At 34.9% G+C, this 22434-nt stretch carries 18 protein-coding genes; 5 read left to right on the top strand and 13 right to left on the bottom strand.

Annotation, left to right across the window (positions count from 1 at the left end; all coding sequences use genetic code 11):
• Positions 1 to 79 precede the first annotated feature (79 nt).
• From RF683_RS07160 to RF683_RS07150, 3 genes are all read right to left on the bottom strand, one after another.
• Complete coding sequence (locus RF683_RS07160; protein ID WP_309531650.1) at positions 80 to 637, bottom strand: hypothetical protein; 558 nt, start codon at positions 635 to 637, stop codon at positions 80 to 82.
• Between the two features lie 974 nt (positions 638 to 1611).
• Positions 1612 to 1986, bottom strand: a complete 375-nt coding sequence (locus RF683_RS07155) for a PUR family DNA/RNA-binding protein (protein WP_309531649.1) — start codon at positions 1984 to 1986, stop codon at positions 1612 to 1614.
• 72 nt (positions 1987 to 2058) lie between these two features.
• Positions 2059 to 3819 (bottom strand): ABC transporter ATP-binding protein, encoded by a 1761-nt coding sequence (locus RF683_RS07150; RefSeq protein ID WP_309531648.1) that lies wholly within the window; start codon positions 3817 to 3819, stop codon positions 2059 to 2061.
• Positions 3820 to 3995: 176 nt separating this feature from the next.
• Here RF683_RS07150 and RF683_RS07145 point away from each other — a divergent pair, with 176 nt between their 5' ends.
• From RF683_RS07145 to yajC, 4 genes are all read left to right on the top strand, one after another.
• Positions 3996 to 5102, top strand: a complete 1107-nt coding sequence (locus tag RF683_RS07145) for a Glu/Leu/Phe/Val dehydrogenase dimerization domain-containing protein (protein ID WP_309531647.1) — start codon at positions 3996 to 3998, stop codon at positions 5100 to 5102.
• 78 nt (positions 5103 to 5180) lie between these two features.
• Positions 5181 to 6122: a transcription antitermination factor NusB gene (nusB, locus tag RF683_RS07140; protein WP_309531646.1), complete on the top strand. Its 942-nt coding sequence runs from the start codon at positions 5181 to 5183 to the stop codon at positions 6120 to 6122.
• Positions 6123 to 6132: 10 nt separating this feature from the next.
• Positions 6133 to 6564: a DUF1573 domain-containing protein gene (locus RF683_RS07135; protein WP_309531645.1), complete on the top strand. Its 432-nt coding sequence runs from the start codon at positions 6133 to 6135 to the stop codon at positions 6562 to 6564.
• Between the two features lie 91 nt (positions 6565 to 6655).
• Positions 6656 to 6928, top strand: coding sequence for a preprotein translocase subunit YajC (yajC, locus tag RF683_RS07130; protein WP_309531644.1), 273 nt, complete (start codon positions 6656 to 6658; stop codon positions 6926 to 6928).
• Here the strand turns inward: yajC and RF683_RS07125 are convergent, their stop codons facing one another.
• The 10 genes from RF683_RS07125 to folE all read right to left on the bottom strand — a co-directional run bounded on the left by RF683_RS07125 (position 6929) and on the right by folE (position 15125).
• The gene (locus RF683_RS07125) at positions 6929 to 7489 is read right to left on the bottom strand and encodes a YdeI/OmpD-associated family protein (RefSeq protein ID WP_309531643.1); all 561 of its coding nucleotides are present in this window, start codon (positions 7487 to 7489) and stop codon (positions 6929 to 6931) included.
• 12 nt (positions 7490 to 7501) lie between these two features.
• On the bottom strand, positions 7502 to 8746 hold the full coding sequence (gene pepT, locus RF683_RS07120) for a peptidase T (protein WP_309531642.1): 1245 nt from the start codon (positions 8744 to 8746) through the stop codon (positions 7502 to 7504).
• An 83-nt stretch (positions 8747 to 8829) separates the two neighbouring features.
• Positions 8830 to 9720, bottom strand: a complete 891-nt coding sequence (locus RF683_RS07115; protein WP_309531641.1) for an energy transducer TonB — start codon at positions 9718 to 9720, stop codon at positions 8830 to 8832.
• Positions 9721 to 9938: 218 nt separating this feature from the next.
• The gene (locus RF683_RS07110; RefSeq protein ID WP_309531640.1) at positions 9939 to 10364 is read right to left on the bottom strand and encodes a DUF5606 family protein; all 426 of its coding nucleotides are present in this window, start codon (positions 10362 to 10364) and stop codon (positions 9939 to 9941) included.
• Positions 10365 to 10450: 86 nt separating this feature from the next.
• A complete protein-coding gene (gene def, locus RF683_RS07105; protein ID WP_309531639.1) occupies positions 10451 to 11038 on the bottom strand; it encodes a peptide deformylase in 588 nt (195 codons plus the stop codon).
• Between the two features lie 59 nt (positions 11039 to 11097).
• A complete protein-coding gene (ruvX, locus tag RF683_RS07100; protein WP_309531638.1) occupies positions 11098 to 11502 on the bottom strand; it encodes a Holliday junction resolvase RuvX in 405 nt (134 codons plus the stop codon).
• Entirely contained in the window at positions 11503 to 12429 is a 927-nt protein-coding gene (gene lgt / locus RF683_RS07095) for a prolipoprotein diacylglyceryl transferase (RefSeq protein ID WP_309531637.1), read from the bottom strand.
• Between the two features lie 42 nt (positions 12430 to 12471).
• Positions 12472 to 12699 (bottom strand): membrane protein insertion efficiency factor YidD, encoded by a 228-nt coding sequence (gene yidD, locus RF683_RS07090; RefSeq protein ID WP_309531636.1) that lies wholly within the window; start codon positions 12697 to 12699, stop codon positions 12472 to 12474.
• 245 nt (positions 12700 to 12944) lie between these two features.
• Positions 12945 to 14435: a cysteine--tRNA ligase gene (gene cysS, locus RF683_RS07085; protein WP_309531635.1), complete on the bottom strand. Its 1491-nt coding sequence runs from the start codon at positions 14433 to 14435 to the stop codon at positions 12945 to 12947.
• Between the two features lie 18 nt (positions 14436 to 14453).
• The gene (gene folE / locus RF683_RS07080) at positions 14454 to 15125 is read right to left on the bottom strand and encodes a GTP cyclohydrolase I FolE (RefSeq protein ID WP_309531634.1); all 672 of its coding nucleotides are present in this window, start codon (positions 15123 to 15125) and stop codon (positions 14454 to 14456) included.
• 149 nt (positions 15126 to 15274) lie between these two features.
• On the opposite strand from folE, the gene RF683_RS07075 reads away from it, so the two are divergent.
• Positions 15275 to 22420, top strand: a complete 7146-nt coding sequence (locus RF683_RS07075; RefSeq protein ID WP_309531633.1) for a PKD-like domain-containing protein — start codon at positions 15275 to 15277, stop codon at positions 22418 to 22420.
• Positions 22421 to 22434: the final 14 nt, after the last annotated feature.

Below are 22434 nucleotides of genomic sequence, written 5' to 3'. Positions count from 1 at the left end.
TACGGTAGACATTAGACGCTAGTCATATCCGCTGTTAGCGGTTCGGGCTTCTTCTCGTCCGTTGAAATGTCGGTCAATTTTATGTTGTCTGTTCATTTTTCCCAAGTGTTTTGTTGAACTTGTCAGGAAAGCGAAAACATAAAAAAGCTATTATAGAACCAAGTCCAAGTAAAAGCATAAATGCTGTCATAGGACTTTTCTCTGTGCGCACCGTTTCAAAGTCAAGTAATATGGTTTTGTCGTTGTCGATTTGAAAAACCTCTGGTTCATATTCGTCAACTTCACTTTTTCTAACCCAAACTGTAACTGTGTCTGCTCTTTTTAGTCCTTGTAAAATTTTCTCATATTTTTCGTTACTCCATTCGTCACCAATGTTTTCTGCGAAATAGAATTTCTGTTGTCGTCCGTTTATGTAAAAAATGAGTTCAGATTTTCTGCTTTCGCGTCCTCGTCTGTCCGTCACATTAGTTACATAAGTGTCTGCCGAACGAAGCGTTCCTTTTATTTGGGTCAAGTTTGATTTAAAAGTCCAAATTGTCGGAAGCTGATAAATGCCAAAACCTGTCAGCATAATACCAAATATCAAAAGTCTATTTTGATAATTTCTTGTCCACCAATCGTATTTCCTTTTAGCCAAAATTATGTCTCGTTTTTTCTATTCATTTGTTGTATGTTGTGTCGTAATAGACTGACCAACAACGTTTTGAGGCTTGTCGAAGGCGAGGTGTTTCAGCACTGCCGTTCATTAGAAAAACTAAAGTTTGGTTAAGCACAAAACTGTCATAGAAGCTCGTCACCCCCGCTTTTGGCAAGCCCTTGTTAGCGGTAGTTTTTGTAAGATAAAGTTTCGATAAAACTATTCTCTTCACCTTTTTAATTTTTCAGGTTTGTTAAAAAAATTAACTATTAAAACCATAACTAAATTTATAATAATTGTAAAAGTTGCTAAATTAAGACCTCTATTATGCCTCCAATCATAATAGATATTGAATCCTTCGGAGTCAAAAGATTTTGACAAAAAATAATTTATAAAGTATATTATAGTAATTGAAATAATATTTAATAATATTCTAACTACCAATTTTGGATAACCCATTTTAACGACTTTTAAAAAACTTACGATAGTTAAACTTATAGATAGGGCATAAACAAAGATGTTTATCTGAATTAAAGTTTTATGGTTATAATAAATATCGCCTGATTCGGGGTCTGCAAGCCCTAAAAGAAGAGTCTTAGTTTCTAACTTTTGAGTCAATATGAAAAGACAACAAAAGAAGAATATTAGTATAATATGTGGTAAATTTCTTTTCATTAATTCTATTATCAGGTCTGTCTGTTCTTATTTGATATAATTGTCTGTTTGTGTATGCCTTTGTAAAATTACCGCTAACTAATAAATATACGCATGTTTCATGTACAAACATTTATAAACGATTATAACTATTTGTAAATATATAAAAAATATGAATTGAATTGCAAAATTTCTATCATAGCCCCCGATGGAAGCTAACTACCGTGTAGTGCGCACAGCGGGAGAGTATTTGTATAAAAATACAAATGCCTGCTCCAAATAAATGAAACAGGCCTGTAGTGGTATCTTAATTTAAGGTATTAAATATCGTCAAAATCTACATCGGTAAAGCTAGTTGAAGATTTGCTTTCTTCTTCCTCTTTTTCTGTGTATGTTTCTTTTTTGAAATCTTTTTGATGTCTTTCTGAAATGACTTCTTCGCCTTTTTGGTTAATTACAAAATCCGTCATTTCGTCTAAAATTTCTTTGAAAGCGGCAAAATCTTCTTTGTACAAATAGATTTTGTGTTTCTTGAAATGGTAAGAACCATCTTCTTCTGTAAATTTTTTACTTTCGGTAATGGTGATGTAGTAATCATCAGCTTTTGTAGCTCTTACATCGAAGAAATAGGTTCTTCTTCCTGCTCTTAGTACTTTAGAAAAAATATCTTTTTCTAACATTTCTTTGTCATTCATAATCCTGCTTACAATTAATGTTTGGTTTAATCACTCCAAAAATCTAAAAAAAAAAATTATTAAACAATATTTTTAGTCATTTTCTTTTTCAGAAAGTTGTTTTGTGTATAAATCGGCATAATAACCGTCGTGTTTTATGAGTTCGGTAGGTGAACCTTGTTCTATAATTTTTCCTGCTTCTAGGACAATAATTTGGTCTGCATTTTTTGCAGATGATGCTCTATGGGTTACGATTATAGTGGTTTTGTTTTTAAAAACGCTTTTAAAATTGTTTAATATTTTTTCTTCTGTTTCTGTGTCCACAGCACTTAAACAATCGTCTAATAGTAAAATTGGGGCTTCTTTTAGTAAAGCACGGGCTATAGATACTCTTTGTTTTTGACCACCGGAAAGTGTAATTCCCCGTTCGCCTAAAATAGTATCATATTTATTAGCAAAGCCTTCTATGTTTTCATGTACGGCAGCTTGTTTTGCCGCAGCTATTATTTCTTCTTCAGTGGCTTGATTTTTACCAAAACTAATGTTGCTTTTTAAGGTATCTGAAAACAAGAAAGGGTCTTGAGGAACACTACTTATGTTTTTTCGTAGATGTTCGAGTTTATAGTCTTTTAAATGGTGGTTATCTATAAGAATTTGTCCTGTATGTATATCGTGAATTCTTGTAAGTAGTGCTAAAACTGTTGATTTTCCAGAGCCTGTATGGCCAAGAATAGCTAATGTTTTTCCTTCAGGAATACTAAAGCTAACATCAGAGAGTGCTTTTATGCCTGTATCTTCATACGTGTAACTCACATTTTTAAATTCGATGGCGCCTTGTATAGGTGCAGTAATGGTTCCCGTGTCTTGAATTTCGGGAATTTCTTTTAAGAATTCGTTGATTCTTTTTTGTGACGCTTCAGCTTCTTGGACTAAAGAAGAAACCCAGCCAAATGAGGCTACTGGCCAAACAAGCATGCCAATATAAAGTAAAAATTGTGCTATTACACCTAAATCTTTTATTTCACCATTTTGATACATATTTCCCCCAACTAATATAATAATCAAATAACTAAGTCCAATTAAAAATACCATTAATGGACCAAATAGCGCATTTGTTTTTGCCAAGGCTAAATTTTTGGTTTTACTGTCGCGCGATAGTTCTGTAAAAGCTTTATTTCTGTCTTCTTCTAATGCATAGGCTTTTATGACACGTATCCCTGAAAAATATTCTTGTGTAAATGATGATAATTTAGATAAGTTTTGCTGGTATTTTGTACTCTTTTTATTGATTTCTTTGCTTAAAATAAAAATACTATAAGACAATACAGGCAAGGGAAGTAGCGAATAAACGGTCAGTTTCATGTTGATGTTTGACATACTAATGATTATGGCTACAAAACGAATAATGGTATTGATGGTATACATAACGGCTGGTCCTACATACATGCGCACTTTACCCACATCTTCACTAATGCGATTCATTAAATCTCCCGTTCTGTTTTTTTTGTAGAAATTTTGAGATAAATTTTCATAATGCATGAAGATTTCATTTTTTAAATCAAATTCTACAAATCGTGACATAACAATTAAAGTTTGACGCATTAAAAAAGTAAAAAAACCTGCAATTAACGTGCATAAAATGATGAGTCCAATGTTTTTTAATAATTCACTTTTTAATAGCGAGGTGTCACTTGATTTGTTTTTGATGAAAAATTCAATGGTTTTAATTGAATCACCAACTAATTCGGGTGTAAAAAGTGAAAATATTTGAGCCACTATAGTGATAACAATTCCTAATAAAAATCGGTATTTATATTTTAAAAAATATTTATTTAAATACTGTAATTCTTTCATTTATTTTTAAAAATTAATTTAAATGTTGCGTTTTTCTATTAAAATAGTGTAAAATACTAAATAAGTTGTTTTTTATACTAATTAGAAGATTGATAAAAATAATATAAAATTTAGAGAATAATTAAAAATTATATCTATTTTTGTGTCTAATTATTGAAAAAAACTCAACATTACCCATGACAGTAGATGTATTAAAACCAATTGAATTACAAAAAGTAGATCCAGTATTTGGTCAGATTTCTTTTGACGGACACGAGCAAGTTGTTTTTTGTCACGACAAAGATACAGGTTTAAAAGCAATTATTGGTATTCATAATACAGTTCTTGGACCAGCATTAGGAGGAACAAGAATGTGGAATTATTCTAATGAATGGGAAGCACTAAATGACGTATTGCGTTTGTCTAGAGGAATGACCTATAAAAACTCTATCTCTGGGTTGAATTTAGGAGGTGGTAAAGCTGTTATTATTGGTGATGCTAAAACCCAAAAAACGGACGAATTGATGACAAGATTTGGTCAATTTGTGGATTCATTATCTGGTAAGTACATTACTGCTGAAGACGTGGGTATGGAAACAAGAGATATGGATATCGTTAATAATGTTACTAAACATGTTGCGGGTATATCAGTAGAAAGAGGTGGTTCTGGAAACCCTTCTCCTGTTACTGCTTACGGGGTTTTTATGGGAATGAAAGCTGCAGCTAACTATAAATTTGGAAGTGATAACTTAGAAGGTAAAAAAGTTTTAGTTCAAGGTATTGGGCATGTTGGAGAATCTTTGGTTAAACATTTATCAGAGAATGGGGCTTTAGTTACTATTTCTGATATTAATGAAGGAAGACTTCATGAAGTAGGTTCAAAATATGGGGCTAAAATTTATACAGGTAATGATTTGTATAGTTTAGACGTAGATATTTATGCGCCATGTGCGTTAGGTGCTACAATTAATGATGATACCGTTCATAAAATTCAAGCTAAAGTGATTGCTGGTGCGGCAAATAATCAGTTGTCTAATGAACTGATTCATGGTCAAATATTAAAAGACAGGGGGATTCTATATGCGCCAGATTTCTTAATTAACGCAGGTGGTGTTATTAATGTATATTCAGAAATTGCACATTTGACTAAAGAACAAGTTATTGAGAAAACAGAAAATATATACAATACGGCTTTAGAAATCTTTGATTTTGCTGCTAAAAATAATAGTACTACGCATCAAGCTGCTTTTTCAATTGCACAAAAAAGAATTGATGATAGAAAAAAAGAATTACAAAACGGGTAATTCATTTCAATATAAAATTGTAATTTTGTCCCGGTGGTTTTGCCATCGGGATTCATTTTAAAAAACAAGTTCTTAGCCATGCTTAATAGAAGACATTTTAGAGTAAAAGTGATGCAAACCATCTATGCAATGCATCAACATCAATCGGACGCTTTAGATAAAGAAGAAAAATTTTTATTGCAAAGTATTGATCAAGCTCAAGATTTATATTTGTTAATTCTTGCTATTTTTACAGAATTAAGAACTAAAGAAAAAAATTATTTAGCGCTTGCTTCTAAAAAACATTTGGCTACTCCACAAGAACGAAACCCTAGTTTAAAGTTTGTCAATAATGCCTTTTTTTCTATTTTAGACAATCATATAGCTTTTCAAGAGCGGTTAGAGAAACGCAAAATCACGAATTGGAAATTGAATGATGATTGTATACTTTTTATATTAGACGAAATTAAGTCTGGTAAAGCATATGCTGCTTATATGGGGTCTACTACTTCTAGTTTTAAACAAGATATTGATTTTATCTCTGAAGTTTTTACAAATCATATTGCTCCAAATGAGAAATTATATGATTATTTAGAAGATTACAAGATTACTTGGGTTGATGATATTCCTGTAATTAATACATTGATAAGTAAACAAATAAAAGCAATTCGATCTGAAATAGATACAATCGAATTACCAGATGTTTTTAAAGATGAAGACGATAAAGAGTTTGTTAGAAATTTATTCCGCAAGACTGTTTTAAATGAGTTAGAATTTGCTAAAGAATATGAAAATAAAACACCAAACTGGGATACGGAACGTATTGCTGAACTAGACACTATTTTATTAAAAATGGCTATTTGTGAGCTATTAAAATTCCCGTCAATTCCTGTAAAAGTAACTTTAAATGAATATTTAGAAATTGCAAAAGAATATTCTACACCAAAAAGTAGTATCTTTATCAATGGAATTTTAGATAATTTAGTTAAAGAATATCAAGCCGCAAATAAAATTAAAAAGTCGGGGAGAGGTTTATTATAATATTTTGATTATGAGAAAATTTGTATTTGTTTTTGCTTTGCTTACACTTGTTTTCGCTTGTAAAAAATCAAATTCATTAGAAGATTTAGAAGGGAAATATATAGAAGAGCAATTAGCAAAATATCCAAAAACAGAAATTGAATTTGATAAAACAGAACATGATTTTGGAACAATTCAGCAGGGCGAAGTTGTTGAAACCCAATTCATGTTAAAAAATATAGGAACAAATGATTTGTATGTAGCACAAGCGAGAGCAAGTTGTGGTTGTACGATTCCTGAAGTTACAAAAGAAGCTATTAAACCAGGAAAATCGACACCTATTAAGGTGAAATTTGATTCTAACGGAAAGCAAGGTAATGTAGAAAAAACGATTACAATAACCTGTAATTCGGAAAATTTAGTAGAACAAGTAAAAATTAAAGCAACTATTAAAACAAAATAATAATAAACTCGCCATTCATAAATAGTTTACGCATAAGCATAACTTAATAGGCGATAATATATATACCGATAACACATAAATTTTATATAATATGAATAATACCATCTTAATTCAATTGGCCTTAATGGTAGGAGTATTTTATTTCTTAATCATTATGCCACAAAGAAAAAAAATTAAACAAGAGAAGAATTTTGAAAGCGGATTAAAAGTAGGTGATAAAATCATTACTAAATCTGGTATTCATGGAAAAATTGCAGAACTAGGAGAAACAACTATTGTTGTAGAAACGATGTCTGGAAAATTAAAAATGGAAAAAAGTGCTATTTCTGTTGAGTTAAGTTCAAAATTGAAAGAAGCCAAATAATTACTTTTTAAACTTATCATTTAAACCGATATTCGAAAGAATCATCGGTTTTATTTTTTCTAAACGATCAATTTTTGTTTTTTCTTGTTTAGCACTATCAATGTATTCAATAAAGTCATTTTGTTTATATTTCGCAAATTGAAGAAAAGCAAGTTCTAAATCCTTGTTTTCTTCAAAAGCTTGAAGTAAAAGTGTTGGAATTTTATATTCTTTTTTTGTTTTTGGAATTGTTAATCCTGCTTTTTCAATTTCAATGGCTTCAGTGATATAGTCTATTAAAACTGCTTCATCAATCTCATTAATTGACTTGAAACGCATTTGTCTTAAACTTTTAGTTACCCCTTCTTGTGCATTAATAAGTAGTTTCTTTTTATCAGAAAGAAATACACCTTTATAAAACCATAACCCAACATACGATTTGAAACCACTTACACCAATTACATTTTGATTGTTTAATGTGTAAACCGATGTGCCCCATTTGATGGTTTTTAGCAAGGGCATTTTACTAATAATTGCCTCTAAATAATCAATTTCTTTTTGCCATTGATTTGTTTTGTCCATATAAACAAACGTTTATTTTTTAGGTGTGGCAACTAATTCTGCTATTCGAATAATCACTTCAATTGCTTTTTGCATGCTTTCAACAGGTACATATTCATATTTTCCATGAAAATTATGACCGCCTGCAAAAATATTAGGACAAGGAAGTCCCATAAAAGAAAGTCTAGAACCGTCTGTGCCTCCACGAATAGGTTTTATTATTGGTTTAATGCCTACGTCTAACATAGCCTCTTCAGCAATTTTTACTATATGCATAACGGGCTCAATTTTTTCACGCATGTTGTAATATTGATCACGAATTTCTAAAACTGCAATGTCTTCACCAAATTGTTTTTTATGTTTTTTATTCATTTTAGCGACCAATTCTTCTACAAATTTCTTTCTAGCATTGAATTTTTTTCGGTTATGGTCTCTTATGATGAGTTCTAATTTAGTGTCTTCAATACTACCCGTAATTCCAGTCACATGATAAAACCCTTGATAGCCTCTTGTGGTTTCAGGAGTTTCGTCTTTAGGTAATTTAGAAATGAATTTAGAAGCTAAAAGCATGGCATTCATCATTTTACCTTTAGCATAACCCGGGTGTACACTTTTTCCTTTAAATGTAATTTTAACGCCTGCAGCATTAAAATTTTCATATTCTAATTCTCCAATTTGGCTTCCATCCATGGTATAGGCCCACTCTGCGCCAAATTTTTTCACATCAAAATGATCTGCACCACGACCAATTTCTTCATCTGGTGTGAAACAAACTTTAATAGTTCCGTGTTTAATTTTAGGATTTTTAACTAAAAATTCCATAGCAGTCATGATTTCGGTAATTCCTGCTTTATCATCGGCTCCTAATAAGGTAGTGCCATCTGTTGTAATTAAAGTTTGACCTTTATACTGTACTAAGTCTTTGAAATAACTAGGCGATAATATAATATTTTGTTTTTTGTTTAGCACTATATCTCCACCATCATAATTTTTAACGATTTGTGGTTTTACATTAGCTCCGGTAAAGTCTGGTGTGGTGTCAAAATGTGCAACAAAACCAATGGTAGGTACTTTATGTTTTACATTGCTAGGCAATGTTCCCATTACGTACGATTTTTCATCAATAGTTACATCTGTTAGTCCAATTTCTTTAAGTTCTTGGGCTAATTTATTTGCTAAATTCCATTGTTTAGCCGTACTAGGTGTTGTAGTTGAATTAGGATCAGATTCGGTGTCTATCGTTACATAACTGATAAAACGATCAATAATGTGTTGCATACTTAAAATTTTATAGGCAAATATAAGTAAACCATTAGGAATATTTTCCATTTGGTTTAGAAGTTGTTTGTGCCGTGATTAGTTTACTGATTTTTGAAGTTGTAGGTAATCGTTCCTGTCTGTTTTTCTGCCGCATTCGGACTTGGTTGCCACTTCGTTTTTAAGGCATATTGTTTTGCTAATGCTATAAGACAAGCATCAGCTTTAGTTCCTTTTCCGTTTGATGCGCTAATTGTTTTTCCAGCTTGATCTACAATAACTTCAATGACAACTTTTCCAAAAGAATTGCAATCATTTCCTACTTCAGGAACTTTAGCTACTCTTCTTCCTGCTAAATTATAACTTGCGCCCCCACCAGAACCGTTGCCACTTCCTTTTCCGTTTCCATCACCATCGCCGTCTCCATTGCCTTTTCCGTTTCCGCCACCAGCTCCACCACCGGATCCACCATTTCCATAATATCCATCACTATTGAGCTTGCCATTATTTTTTCCTTTGTTACCGCTGGTATTGTCATCACCATCTCCGCCTTTATTTTTTCCTTTTAGCATGTTAGATAATGCACTATTTGGTTTTTTTACAGGTTCTGCAACTGTAGCAGGTTTAGTATCTTTAGGTGTTTTTTCTTTTGGTTTGGTTGTTTTAGGAGGTGTTTTTATGGCTTCTCCTGTATTGTCTTGCGTTAAAATTTCTTCTGGAGCGGTTTCAGATGCAGCATTAGAAGTTTGTTGCATGTTTACTTCTAATGTTTCACTAAGATAATCGTCTCCTTTGCCCATCTCACTATCGCCAAAATTAACGGTTACTCCGCCACCGCCACCGCCTTCAGCAATTAAAGCTTCTGTTTTGTTGTAAGGAGGCCAAAAACGAATGAAAAATAATAGTAATACAATGCCACTATAGATTACTATAGTAATGATAATCGATTTTTGATTATCGTTTTGGGTAGTTGTATTTACATTTTTGTTTTCCATTTGTTTAGTTTCAACGAATAAAAGTATTAAAAATTGTTTTATAAAAAAAATAGTATCAAAAATTAGACCGTAATTTTTTGTTTTTTTGAAGAATAAAGCTTAACATATAGCCAGGATAGAAGCTAAGTACCTTGTACTGCGGATAGCCTGAGGTATAGTGTAATGAAAAACTATTCTTTTGCTTCAAAAAAAATCCCGAAATAAATCGGGATTAAGTATTATTCTGAAGCTGTAGCTTCTTTTATGTCGGTATTTAAGGCTTCCAGTGTTACGAATCCTTTTGGTTGAAGAATATTGTACCAGTTAATTATTTTTTTGATGTCAGAAGCATACACACGATCTTCGTCAAATTCAGGTAATATTTCTCTGAAATAGCTTTTTAAATTGTTTTCGGTTTCTTTATGTGAAATAGCTGGTCCGTCACTTTCTTTTGTAGCGATAGCTTTAAAAACCTCTACTAATTTAACTTCTTCAGTATAGGTGTATACTGCTATTTCTGATAATAAACTTACGTTACTTCGTAAGCCTACGGTGATTTTCTTTCCGTCTAATAAAGATTCTGCAACGAATCCTGAACGTGTTTGAACTTTTAATTCAAATAAACCTGGTTTTCCAGAAATAGCTAATATTTTTTGAATACTCATATGAATTCTTTTTTCTATTTTAAAGTTGGCAAATATATTTTTTTAAGTTTAATAACCCAAAACTAAATACTTAAAATTGTCTTAAATTATTTTATTTTCAAATTAGCAAATTTCATTTTATAATCAGGTCTTGCTTTACCTTCCATGATGTTTTGGAGTTTTTTCCCAATAAGTTTCTTTTTTAAGATGGAAAGATGGTCTGTAAATAATACACCTTCAATATGATCATATTCATGTTGAATTACTCTTGCGATTAGTCCTTCATAAACTTCTGTTTTTTTAGTGAAATTTTCGTCAACATATTCAATCGTAATCTTTTCATGGCGAAATACATCTTCTCTAACATCGGGAATACTTAAACACCCTTCATTGAAGCCCCAAATATCTCCTTCTTCTTTAATTATTTTTGCATTTATAAATGTTTTTTTAAACCCATCCAATGCAATGGCTTCTTCTTTTGATACTTCATCGCTATCTGCAAAAGGAGTGGTGTCTACAATAAACAGACGAATAGCAAGCCCTACTTGAGGGGCGGCTAAACCTACGCCACAAGCGTGATACATGGTTTCATACATGTTTGCTATTGTTTCTTGTAAATGAGGATAATCTTTTTGAATTTCTTCGCCTACTTTTCTTAAAACGGTTTCACCGTAGCCATATATTGGAAGTATCATGATGTGTTTATTTAAAGTACAAAAGTATGAATTTTGCCAAAATTATATGTAGTATTTGCTTATTTTATATAATCTTGGAGTAGGATAGTAGCGGCAATTTCATCAATTAGTGCTTTGTTTTGGCGCTTTTTTTTGTTTAAACCGCTGTCAATCATTGTTTTAAAAGCTAATTTAGAAGTAAATCTTTCATCAACTTTTACCAATGGCATAGTTGGGTATGTTTTTTTGAATTCAGCACAAAATTGTTCAATATAAACGGCACTTTCAGACGGAAGTCCATTCATCTGTTTTGGTTCCCCAATGATGACCTTTTCTACTTTTTCTGTTGTAAAATAAGTAGTTAAAAAAGAAAAAAGTATTGACGTTTCAACGGTTGTTAAACCGCTTGCAATGAGCTGCATTTCATCAGTAACAGCAATCCCTGTTCTTTTGATGCCGTAATCAATTGCAAGAATTCTAGCCATTTATTTTGAACTGTTTTGAGTAGATTGATATATAAAATAAAAGCCTAAAATAATAAACGGAATACTTAACCATTGTCCGGTTGAAAGCGCATTAAAAATGGGGTATTTTTCAAAACCGCCTTGACTGTCTTTTACAAATTCTACACCAAATCGAATACTCCACAGTAATACTAAAAATAGACCAAATAAGAATCCTGATTTGTTTCTAGCATCTGTTTTCCAGTAAAGGAAAAATAAAAGTAAAAAGACAGGAATGTACAATAATGCCTCATATAATTGCGCGGGATATCTGTAAGGTACTTGATCTAAAATAAATTTAAATTGGCTGTCTTTTTCAATAGCATTGTAGGCTTGCGATGCATCAGGTATATTGGTGATTTTGGTAACTATTTTAGGACTTAAACTGTCTTCTCCTTTGATGAATTTCATGGCTAAAAAACTGTCTTTTGTAGTGGTTTTTCCAAAAATCTCGGAATTCATAAAGTTTCCTAATCTAATAAAAATAGCCCCAAATGAAACCGGAACTACGATTCTGTCTAAAATCCATAATAAGGGTCTTTGTAGTACTCGAGATTGTATATAGTACATGGTTACAATTATAGCTATTGCGGCACCATGACTTGCTAATCCACTAAAGCCAGTAAAGTGTATTTCGGGAATGGTACTTATAGGCAAAAGTATGCTTAGTGGGTCTTCTGTAAATAGCTCTGATTGGTAAAAAATAACATGTCCTAATCTTGCTCCAAGCATTGTTGCAACAATGGTATATACAAACAGCTTGTCTAATTTTTCAATAGATTCATTTTCTCGTACAAAAATATATTTCATGATGTACCAGCCAAAGGCAAATGCAGCTACCCAAGTGAGACTGTAAAAACGAATCATAAAAAAGCCTAAGTCAATTCCTTCTGTTGGATTCCAAATCATATTGTTAATTTTTTAGTTGTATCTATAAATTAGTATTCGTATTTAAGGAACAGGATCATAACCACTCTTTCCCCAAGGATGGCAACTTAATATTCTTTTCATGGCCAGCCAACTTCCTTTTAGTAAACCATGTTTTTCTAAAGCTTCCAGCGCATAACTTGAACAAGTAGGTTGAAATCTACAAGTAGCAGATGTAAGCGGAGAAATTAGAACTTGATACAAACGTATTACTTTTTTAAACGGAAAAATGAGCCATTTTTGAATTTTCATTTGTACGATTTACATTTTCGACAAATATAAGTATAAATAGATTAACTAGAAGTCAAATTTTATGGATATACTATTTTTTAAACTATGACTTAGGTTAGTTTTTTTGAATTATTTGAGGAGTACATTTGTCTTGTGATTTTTCGCTATAAATAAGTCAAAGCTTTATTAGAGGTCAAATTTTTTGCGTTTGAGTTTAATTTTTGGTTAGAAAAAAAGCTACCTAATAAGGTAGCTTTTATGTTTGTTTAATAGGTATATGTAGTACCTTCTTTTCCATCTTTTAGGATAATGCCTACAGCGGCTAATTTATCTCTAATTTCATCTGATAATGCCCAATTTTTATTTGCTCGAGCATTATTTCTCATTTCAATTAGTAATTCTATAGTACCGTCTAATTTCTTTGAATGATTTTCAGAAGCATGCTGTGTTTCGCCAAAAGTTAAGCCTAATATATCACTAAAAAATGTGTGCAATGTCGTATGTAATAATTCAATATCATCGCTTGTTAATTGTTCTTTACCATCGTTAACGAGGTTTACATATTTAATGCCTTCAAAAAGTTGTGCAATCAATATAGGCGTGTTGAAGTCATCATTCATGGCATCATAACAACTCTTTTTCCAATCTTCAATTTGAATAGATGATTTGTCTCTTGGTGTAAGATTTGCTGCTAATTTTAGTCCTTCAACAATTCGTGTAAATCCTTTTTCGCTAGCCAACATTGCATCATTTGAGATGTCTAATACACTTCTGTAATGTGCTTGCATGAAGCAAAAGCGAACAATATTGGGATGAAAAGCTTTCTCAAAGAAATCATTAGCGCCAGAAACAAGTTCCATTGGTAATATATAATTTCCGGTTGATTTACTCATTCTTAATCCATTCATCGTTAACATATTCGTATGCATCCAAAAATTAACGGGAGATTTATGGTTACACGCTTTTCCTTGTGCTATTTCACATTCGTGATGTGGGAATTTTAAGTCCATTCCACCACCATGTATGTCAAAAGTTTCTCCTAAATATTTTGTACTCATAGCTGTACATTCCAAATGCCAACCCGGAAAACCTTCACCCCAAGGAGAATTCCATCTCATAATATGAGCGGGAGAGGCATTTTTCCATAGTGCAAAATCTTGTGGATTTTTTTTCTCGTTTTGCCCGTCTAAATCTCTAGTATTTGCAAATAATTCGTCAATATTTCTGTTGCTTAATTCGCCATAATTTAATCCTTTGGCATTATAAGCAAGTACATCAAAATATACAGAGCCATTACTTTCGTAAGCAAAACCATCTTTAATTAGTTTTTCAATTAATTCTATTTGCTCTAAAATATGGCCTGTAGCCGTTGGTTCAATATCTGGTGGAAGAAAATTAAATGTATCTAAAACCCTGTGAAAATCAACAGTATATTTTTGAACCACTTCCATAGGTTCCAATTTTTCTAACCTTGACTGTTTTACAAAACGATCATTGGCTACATCACCATCGTCGGTTAAATGTCCTGCATCTGTAATGTTTCTAACATAGCGGACTTTATAATTTACATGTTTTAAATATCTGTAAATAACATCAAAACTCATAAAAGTTCGGATGTTGCCTAAATGTACATTGCTATATACAGTTGGTCCACACACATACATCCCAATATGATCTTCATGGATGGGTTTGAATAGCTCTTTTTTGCCACTTAATGTGTTGTAGATATGTAGTTGATTTGTTTTGTATAATTGCATATTTTCTGGTTAGATTTTTTAAAAACGTGTATCAAGTTTTATATACTCTAAAAACTCTTGTCTAACTTTATCTTCTTTGAATTTACCACCAAATTCTGCAGTAACTGTACTACTTTCAATGTCTTTAATACCTCTTGAATTGACACACAAATGTTTGGCATCGATAATACAAGCGACGTCGTTTGTGTTTAATACTTTTTGCAGTTCATTTACAATTTGAATGGTTAATCGCTCTTGTACTTGTGGTCTTTTTGCAAAATAGTCTACAATTCTATTCATTTTTGAGAGTCCTACTACGGTTCCATTAGAAATATAGGCAATATGTGCTCTTCCTATAATAGGTAATAAATGATGTTCACAAGTAGAGTAAACTACGATGTTTTTTTCAACCAGCATTTCGCTGTATTTGTATTTGTTTTCAAAGGTTGAAGAACTAGGTTTTTTAGTAGGATTTAATCCGCCAAAAATATCTTTTACAAACATTTTTGCAACACGATTTGGTGTGCCTTTTAAGCTGTCATCTGTTAAATCTAAACCTAATGTTGTAAGGATGTTTTCCACATCTTTCTTAATAGATTCTATTTTTTCTTCATCAGAAATAGCAAATGCATCATCTCTAAGAGGTGTTTCGGCATTTGTAGCAATATGATTGTCGCCTAGGTCGTTTAAAAATTCATCATGTAGATCCATTGTACTATTTTTTATTCCAATTTTTTCGCAAAGATAATTGATTTGCTTTCAAAATCATATATGTTTATTATTTATGCTCAAAATATTTGAAAAGTGATATATTTTATTAAATTTGCTTTTTATATATTTTAAATTTAATCCTTTTTATAATGAAAAAGATTTCACAAATAATTTTTGTTCTTTTTGTAATAAACCTATCCTTTTCTCAGTCAAGTCCTACATGTGCAGGTGCAAATCCTATATGTTCAGGAGGTGTTGCTCCTTTTCCAAATACTACAGGTGCGGCATCATTAGGTTCTCCTGGTTGTTTGGGGTCTGCTCCAAATCCAGCTTGGTTTTATTTTCAGATAGGAACACCTGGAAATCTTGATATTTTACTGCATCAAGGAAGTAATGCACCTAATTATAATAATCAAGATGTCGATTTTATTTGTTGGGGTCCTTTTAGTTCACCTCAATGTACTGGTTTATATGATTTTCCAAGTACTACAATTGCTAATAACATTGTCGATTGTAGTTATAGTGGGAATGCTACTGAAACAATTAATGTAACGAATGCACAAACGGGACAATATTATATGCTTTTGGTGACTAATTTTTCAAATAATCCAGGGTTTATACAAATGGATTTGTTGTCATCTTCAACTGCTACTACAAACTGTAATATAGTATGTGGTGTTACATTAGGTGTTGATTTAATGCTTTGTAATTCCACTTCAACAAAAAATTTAACGGCTACATTTGTAACCGCTCCTACAACGGGTGGTACACCTACATTTCAGTGGTTTTTGAACGGAGTATTACAACCTGCTCTGACCACACAAACAGTTACAGTTAACCAGCCAGGTACTTGGAAAGTTATTACGACTCGCCCTGGTTGTACCGCTCCTGTGTCTGATGAAGTAGTCATAACCAATTTTGCAGGTTTACCAATTAATAATACCCCTCCTCCGATAACGATTTGTACAGGTGCTTCACCTGCGCTTTATAATTTGAACAGTAACATTCCTTCTATCATGGGAACTCAGTCTATTGGGGATTATGATTATGGTTTTTATTTAACGGCTGCAGATGCTTTAGCTGGTACAAATCCTATTCCTTCTTCACAATGGTCTGCTTATCCTGGTACAGTTGGTCAAACGATTTATTTTGGTGCTGAGAATTTCACGGATGGTACGGGTTGTAGAGGCGAGGTTCATTTTTTATTACAACAGAGTCCATGTACGATAGTTCAGCCATCTAATATGGTTGTTTGTGATGACGTTAGTAATGATGGATTTGCTGTTTTTAATTTAACTACCCAAACGGCTACGGTTTTGGGTTCTAATAATCCGGCTAATTTTACTATTACTTATCATTTAACTCAAGCTGCTGCGAATGGCGATACGGGAGCTATTTCTCCTGCTACAGCTTTTACTAATACTGTAAATCCACAGACTATTTACGTTCGTTCGGAATCTAATTCGAACCCAACGAATTATTCTACAACTACTTTTGAATTACAGGTTAAGCCTTTGCCTACGGCTACTATGTCAGGTACGGCTAGTATTTGTAGTGGTTCGTCTACGAATTTAACTTTTTCAGGTACTCCGGGTGCTGTAGTTACGTATAATAATGGAACAGCAAATCAGACAGTTACGTTAGATGCTACTACTGGTAATGGCACAGTAAGTGTTTCTCCTGCTAGTACAACTACGTATTCCTTGGTTAGTGTAGCTACTACAGGTACCCCTTCGTGTAGTAAACCATTAACGGGTAATATTGTAGTTACCGTTTCTACACAAATTGCAGGTACATTGTCTTATTCGCCTTCATCATTTTGTACTACAGATGTAGCTACTTATTCACCTACTTTTGTAATTAGTACAGCAGGTACAGGCACATGTGCGTCTACTGTTCCAGTATATTCATCTACACCAGCAGGATTAACCCTAAATACTACTACGGGAGTTATCACTCCAAGTACAAGTACACCAAATACCTATACTGTTACAATAACCTATCCAGCATGTGGAAGTTGTGCCGCAGTTAGTTTTACTACTACCGTAACTATTGCTTCACCCACGACTTCTACTATAAGTTATACGACTCCATTATGTACAAGTGCTACTACTTCTGTAATGCCAACATTAACAGGGGCTACTGGAGCTACAACATTTACATCTACCCCTGTAGGATTGTCAATTAATGCAACAACAGGAGCAATTAATCCAAGCACGAGTGCTGCCGGAACCTATACAATCACATATGTTCCTACATCTACAGGTGTATGTGCTATTATACCAACACCCACTACAGTAACGATCACTGCCGCCCCTACGGCAAGTATTAGTTATGCGGGCACACCGTATTGTAACAACATAACAGCTTCACAGGCTGTTACTATCACAGGCACAAATGCTTTCACAGGTGGTGCGTATAGTGCTAGCCCAGCAGGCTTAACCTTAGACCCAACAACAGGTGCTATTGTACCGAGTACAAGTACACCCAACACCTATACGGTTACCTATACGATTCCAGCGAGTGCAGGCTGTGCTGCTGTTCCAGTAACCACTACGGTAACCATCACAGGATTACCTACGGCAAGTATTAGTTATGCAGGCACGCCGTATTGTAATAACCTAACAGCTTCACAAGCTATTACTATCACAGGCACAAACGCCTTTACAGGTGGTACGTATAGCGCTACACCAGCAGGCTTAACACTAGACCCAACAACAGGTGCTATTGTACCGAGTACAAGTACACCTAACACGTATACGGTTACCTATACGATTCCAGCCAGTGCAGGTTGCGCTGCCGTTCCTGTAACCACTACAGTAACGATCACTGCAGCCCCTACGGCAAGTATTAGTTATGCAGGTACGCCATATTGTAACAACATAACAGCTTCACAGGCTGTTACTATCACAGGCACAAATGCTTTCACAGGTGGTGCGTATAGTGCTAGCCCAGCAGGCTTAACCTTAGACCCAACAACAGGTGCTATTGTACCGAGTACAAGTACACCTAACACGTATACAGTTACCTATACGATTCCAGCGAGTGCAGGCTGTGCTGCTGTTCCGGTAACCACTACGGTAACCATCACAGGAGTTCCAACGGCAAGTATTAGTTATGCAGGCACGCCGTATTGTAATAACCTAACGGCTTCACAAGCTATTACTATCACAGGTACAAATGCCTTCACAGGTGGTACGTATAGCGCTACACCATCAGGCTTAACACTAGACCCAACAACAGGTGCTATTGTACCGAGTACAAGTACACCTAACACGTATACGGTTACCTATACGATTCCAGCCAGTGCAGGTTGCGCTGCCGTTCCTGTAACCACTACAGTAACGATCACTGCCGCCCCTACGGCAAGTATTAGTTATGCGGGCACACCGTATTGTAACAACATAACAGCTTCACAGGCTGTTACTATCACAGGCACAAATGCTTTCACAGGTGGTGCGTATAGTGCTAGCCCAGCAGGCTTAACCTTAGACCCAACAACAGGTGCTATTGTACCGAGTACAAGTACACCCAACACCTATACGGTTACCTATACGATACCAGCGAGTGCAGGCTGTGCTGCTGTTCCAGTAACCACTACGGTAACCATCACAGGATTACCTACGGCAAGTATTAGTTATGCAGGCACGCCGTATTGTAATAACCTAACAGCTTCACAAGCTATTACTATCACAGGCACAAACGCCTTTACAGGTGGTACGTATAGCGCTACACCAGCAGGCTTAACACTAGACCCAACAACAGGTGCTATTGTACCGAGTACAAGTACACCTAACACGTATACGGTTACCTATACGATTCCAGCCAGTGCAGGTTGCGCTGCCGTTCCTGTAACCACTACAGTAACGATCACTGCAGCCCCTACGGCAAGTATTAGTTATGCAGGTACGCCATATTGTAACAACATAACAGCTTCACAGGCTGTTACTATCACAGGCACAAATGCTTTCACAGGTGGTGCGTATAGTGCTAGCCCAGCAGGCTTAACCTTAGACCCAACAACAGGTGCTATTGTACCGAGTACAAGTACACCTAACACGTATACAGTTACTTATACGATTCCAGCGAGTGCAGGCTGTGCTGCTGTTCCAGTAACCACTACGGTAACCATCACAGGATTACCTACGGCAAGTATTAGTTATGCAGGCACACCGTATTGTAACAATCTAACAGCTTCACAAGCTGTTACTATCACAGGTACAAACGCCTTTACAGGTGGTACCTATAGTGCTAGTCCATCAGGTTTAACCTTAGATGCTTCAACCGGTGCGATTGTACCAAGTACAAGTACACCTAACACGTATACGGTTACCTATACGATTCCAGCCAGTGCAGGTTGCGCTGCCGTTCCTGTAACTACTACAGTAACCATCACTGCAGCCCCTACGGCGAGTATTAGTTATGTGGGTACGCCGTATTGTAACAACCTAACAGCTTCACAGGCGGTTACTATCACAGGTACAAACGCCTTTACAGGTGGTGCGTATAGCGCTAGTCCATCAGGCTTAACATTAGATCCAACAACAGGTGCTATTGTACCAAGTACAAGTACACCTAACACGTATACGGTTACCTATACGATTCCAGCGAGTGCAGGCTGTGCTGCTGTTCCAGTAACCACTACGGTAACCATCACAGGATTACCTACGGCAAGTATTAGTTATGCAGGCACGCCGTATTGTAACAATCTAACAGCTTCACAAGCTGTTACTATCACAGGTACAAACGCCTTTACAGGTGGTACGTATAGCGCTACACCATCAGGCTTAACCCTAGATGCTTCAACAGGTGCTATTGTACCAAGTACAAGTACACCCAACACGTATACGGTTACCTATACGATTCCAGCGAGTGCAGGTTGCGCTGCCGTTCCTGTAACCACTACAGTAACTATAACGTCATTACCTACGGCAAGTATTTCGGTAACCCCTACAACCATTTGTTCGGGTTCTACTTCTGTGGTTACCTTTACAGGTACCCCGGGAGCAACAGTAACTTATACGGTTGATGCAGGAGCAAACCAAACCATTACATTAAACACTTCAGGTTCTGCTACAGTTACTACACCACCACTTGTTAATGCATCAGTTTATACATTAGTAAGTGTAGGGAATGGATGTACGGTTTCTTTAACTAACTCTGTTACTATAAATGTATTGCCTTTGCCAACTGCTAGTATTGTAGGAAGTACAATTTGTGCAAATACAACAGGTACAGTTACTATTTCAGGAACACCTGGCGCTATAGTAGAATATACTATAGATGGTGGAGCAAATCAAACGGCAATTTTATCCTCTACTACAGGTACTGTTACTCTTACTACACCATTGCTAACTGCTAATTCTGTTTATCAGTTGGTTAGTGTTACAAGTGCTACTACACCGGCATGTGTTAAGACATTAAGTGCCTCAGCTACCGTTATAGTAAATCCAATTCCTATTGTTACAGCTACTCTGGTAGGAGAAACAATATGTTCGGGAACAAGTACAAATATAAGTTTAACCAGCAGTGTAGCTTCTACACAATTTGATTGGGTAGTCACGAGTCAAGTAGGAGTAAGTGGCGCCACGAATGGTTCAGGCAATGCGATTGTTCAAGTATTAACGGCTACTGGTATTACTAATGGTTTTGTTATTTATAGTATTACCCCAACTGCTAATAGTTGTATAGGTTCAGCTATAACAGTTCAAATAAATGTTGCGCCAAAACCAGTGACTAGTTTTGTAGCTGATACGACTTATTGTAATGGAGAAACAACAAGTATTACATTAAGCAGTACTATACCGGGTACTACGTTTACTTGGAATGTGGCTTCATCTAATGTAAATACCACTACGGTATTACCGGGTTCTGGAAATAGTATTTCACAGGCATTAAATTTAATTAATAATAGTAATGTTGGTTCGGTTACGTATACTGTATTGCCATTTGCAAATAATTGTTATGGAGATCCTGTCTCTATTGCTATAGAAGTAAATCCGATTCCAAATGTAAGTTTAGCTATTGAGGATACTGATATTTGTAGTGGTGAGATGGTTCATATAGATGCGAGTAGTAGTATTGCAGGAGCAACATTTAACTGGATGATTTTAAATCAAACAGGCGCTGTTGTTACGGGCCCTACTACAGGTACAGGAGCTAGTATTGATCAAGTGATTACTACTACAAGTCCAGTGGCTTCGGGTACGGTAACCTATCAAGTTACACCGATTAAGAATGGATGTGTGGGAAGTTCATCTACAGTTACGGTTACGGTTCATCCAAGACCTGAGATTTTTGGAGTTTTACCCCAATTGCCAATTTGTAGTGGAGAATCGACCAATATTGTTTTAGCCGCTTCTTTACCAGGCACTACTTTTAATTGGGTTGTGTCTAATTCTCAAGGTGTTTCAGGAATGAGTGCAGGTACAGGAACAAGTATTACTCAAGTATTAACTACTACGGGTTCAACACAAGGTTCTGTTACGTATGCTGTTACTCCGATGTTAAATGGTTGTGAAGGGACGATGGTTGAATATACAGTGTTGGTTAATCCGTTACCAATAGTTTCATTAGAGGATGGTCATGTTTGCGTAATTCAAGCTACGGGAGTGGTTTATCAAACGTATTTATTGGAATCAGGTGTTCCTCCAACAGGGTATACGTTTGATTGGTATTTAGATGGTGTTCAATTAGCAAGTTCGGGTCCGAATCATGTAGCTACTGCACCAGGTGTGTATGAGGTTCGTGTTCGTAATACCGTTACCAATTGTCAGGCGATTGCTACGGCTACGGTAATTCCGGTTTATCCTGCTACTGCTTTTACCACTACGGTAACAGAAGCCTTTACAAATAATGCTACGATAACTGTAACCGTTACTCAACCAGGAACAGGTACCTTAGTGTATGCATTAGATGGAGGAGCATGGCAGACTTCAAATATATTTGAAGGTGTTGAAGCAGGAATGCATACGGTTGCCGTGGGCGATGAAGAGGGTTGTACGTATTTAGAGACGAATGTTTTGGTTATTGATTACATGAAATACTTTACACCAAATGGAGATGGGTATAATGATACGTGGAATATTATTGGATTAAATGCACAACATAACGCAAAAATTTATATATTTGACCGCTATGGAAAATTAATCAAGCAGTTGGACCCATTAGGTCAAGGATGGGATGGAACGTATAATGGTCAAACCTTACCATCTACGGACTATTGGTTCACGGTTGATTACACTGAAAACCAACAGCAAAAACAATTTAGAGCGCATTTTTCATTAAAAAGATAAAGCAGAATAAATAA

The organism is Flavobacterium sp. 20NA77.7 (assembly GCF_031326205.1).
GTDB lineage: Bacteria > Bacteroidota > Bacteroidia > Flavobacteriales > Flavobacteriaceae > Flavobacterium > Flavobacterium nakdongensis.
Note: the sequence above shows the minus strand (reverse complement) of the source record. Positions and strands in the feature narration are given on the sequence as shown.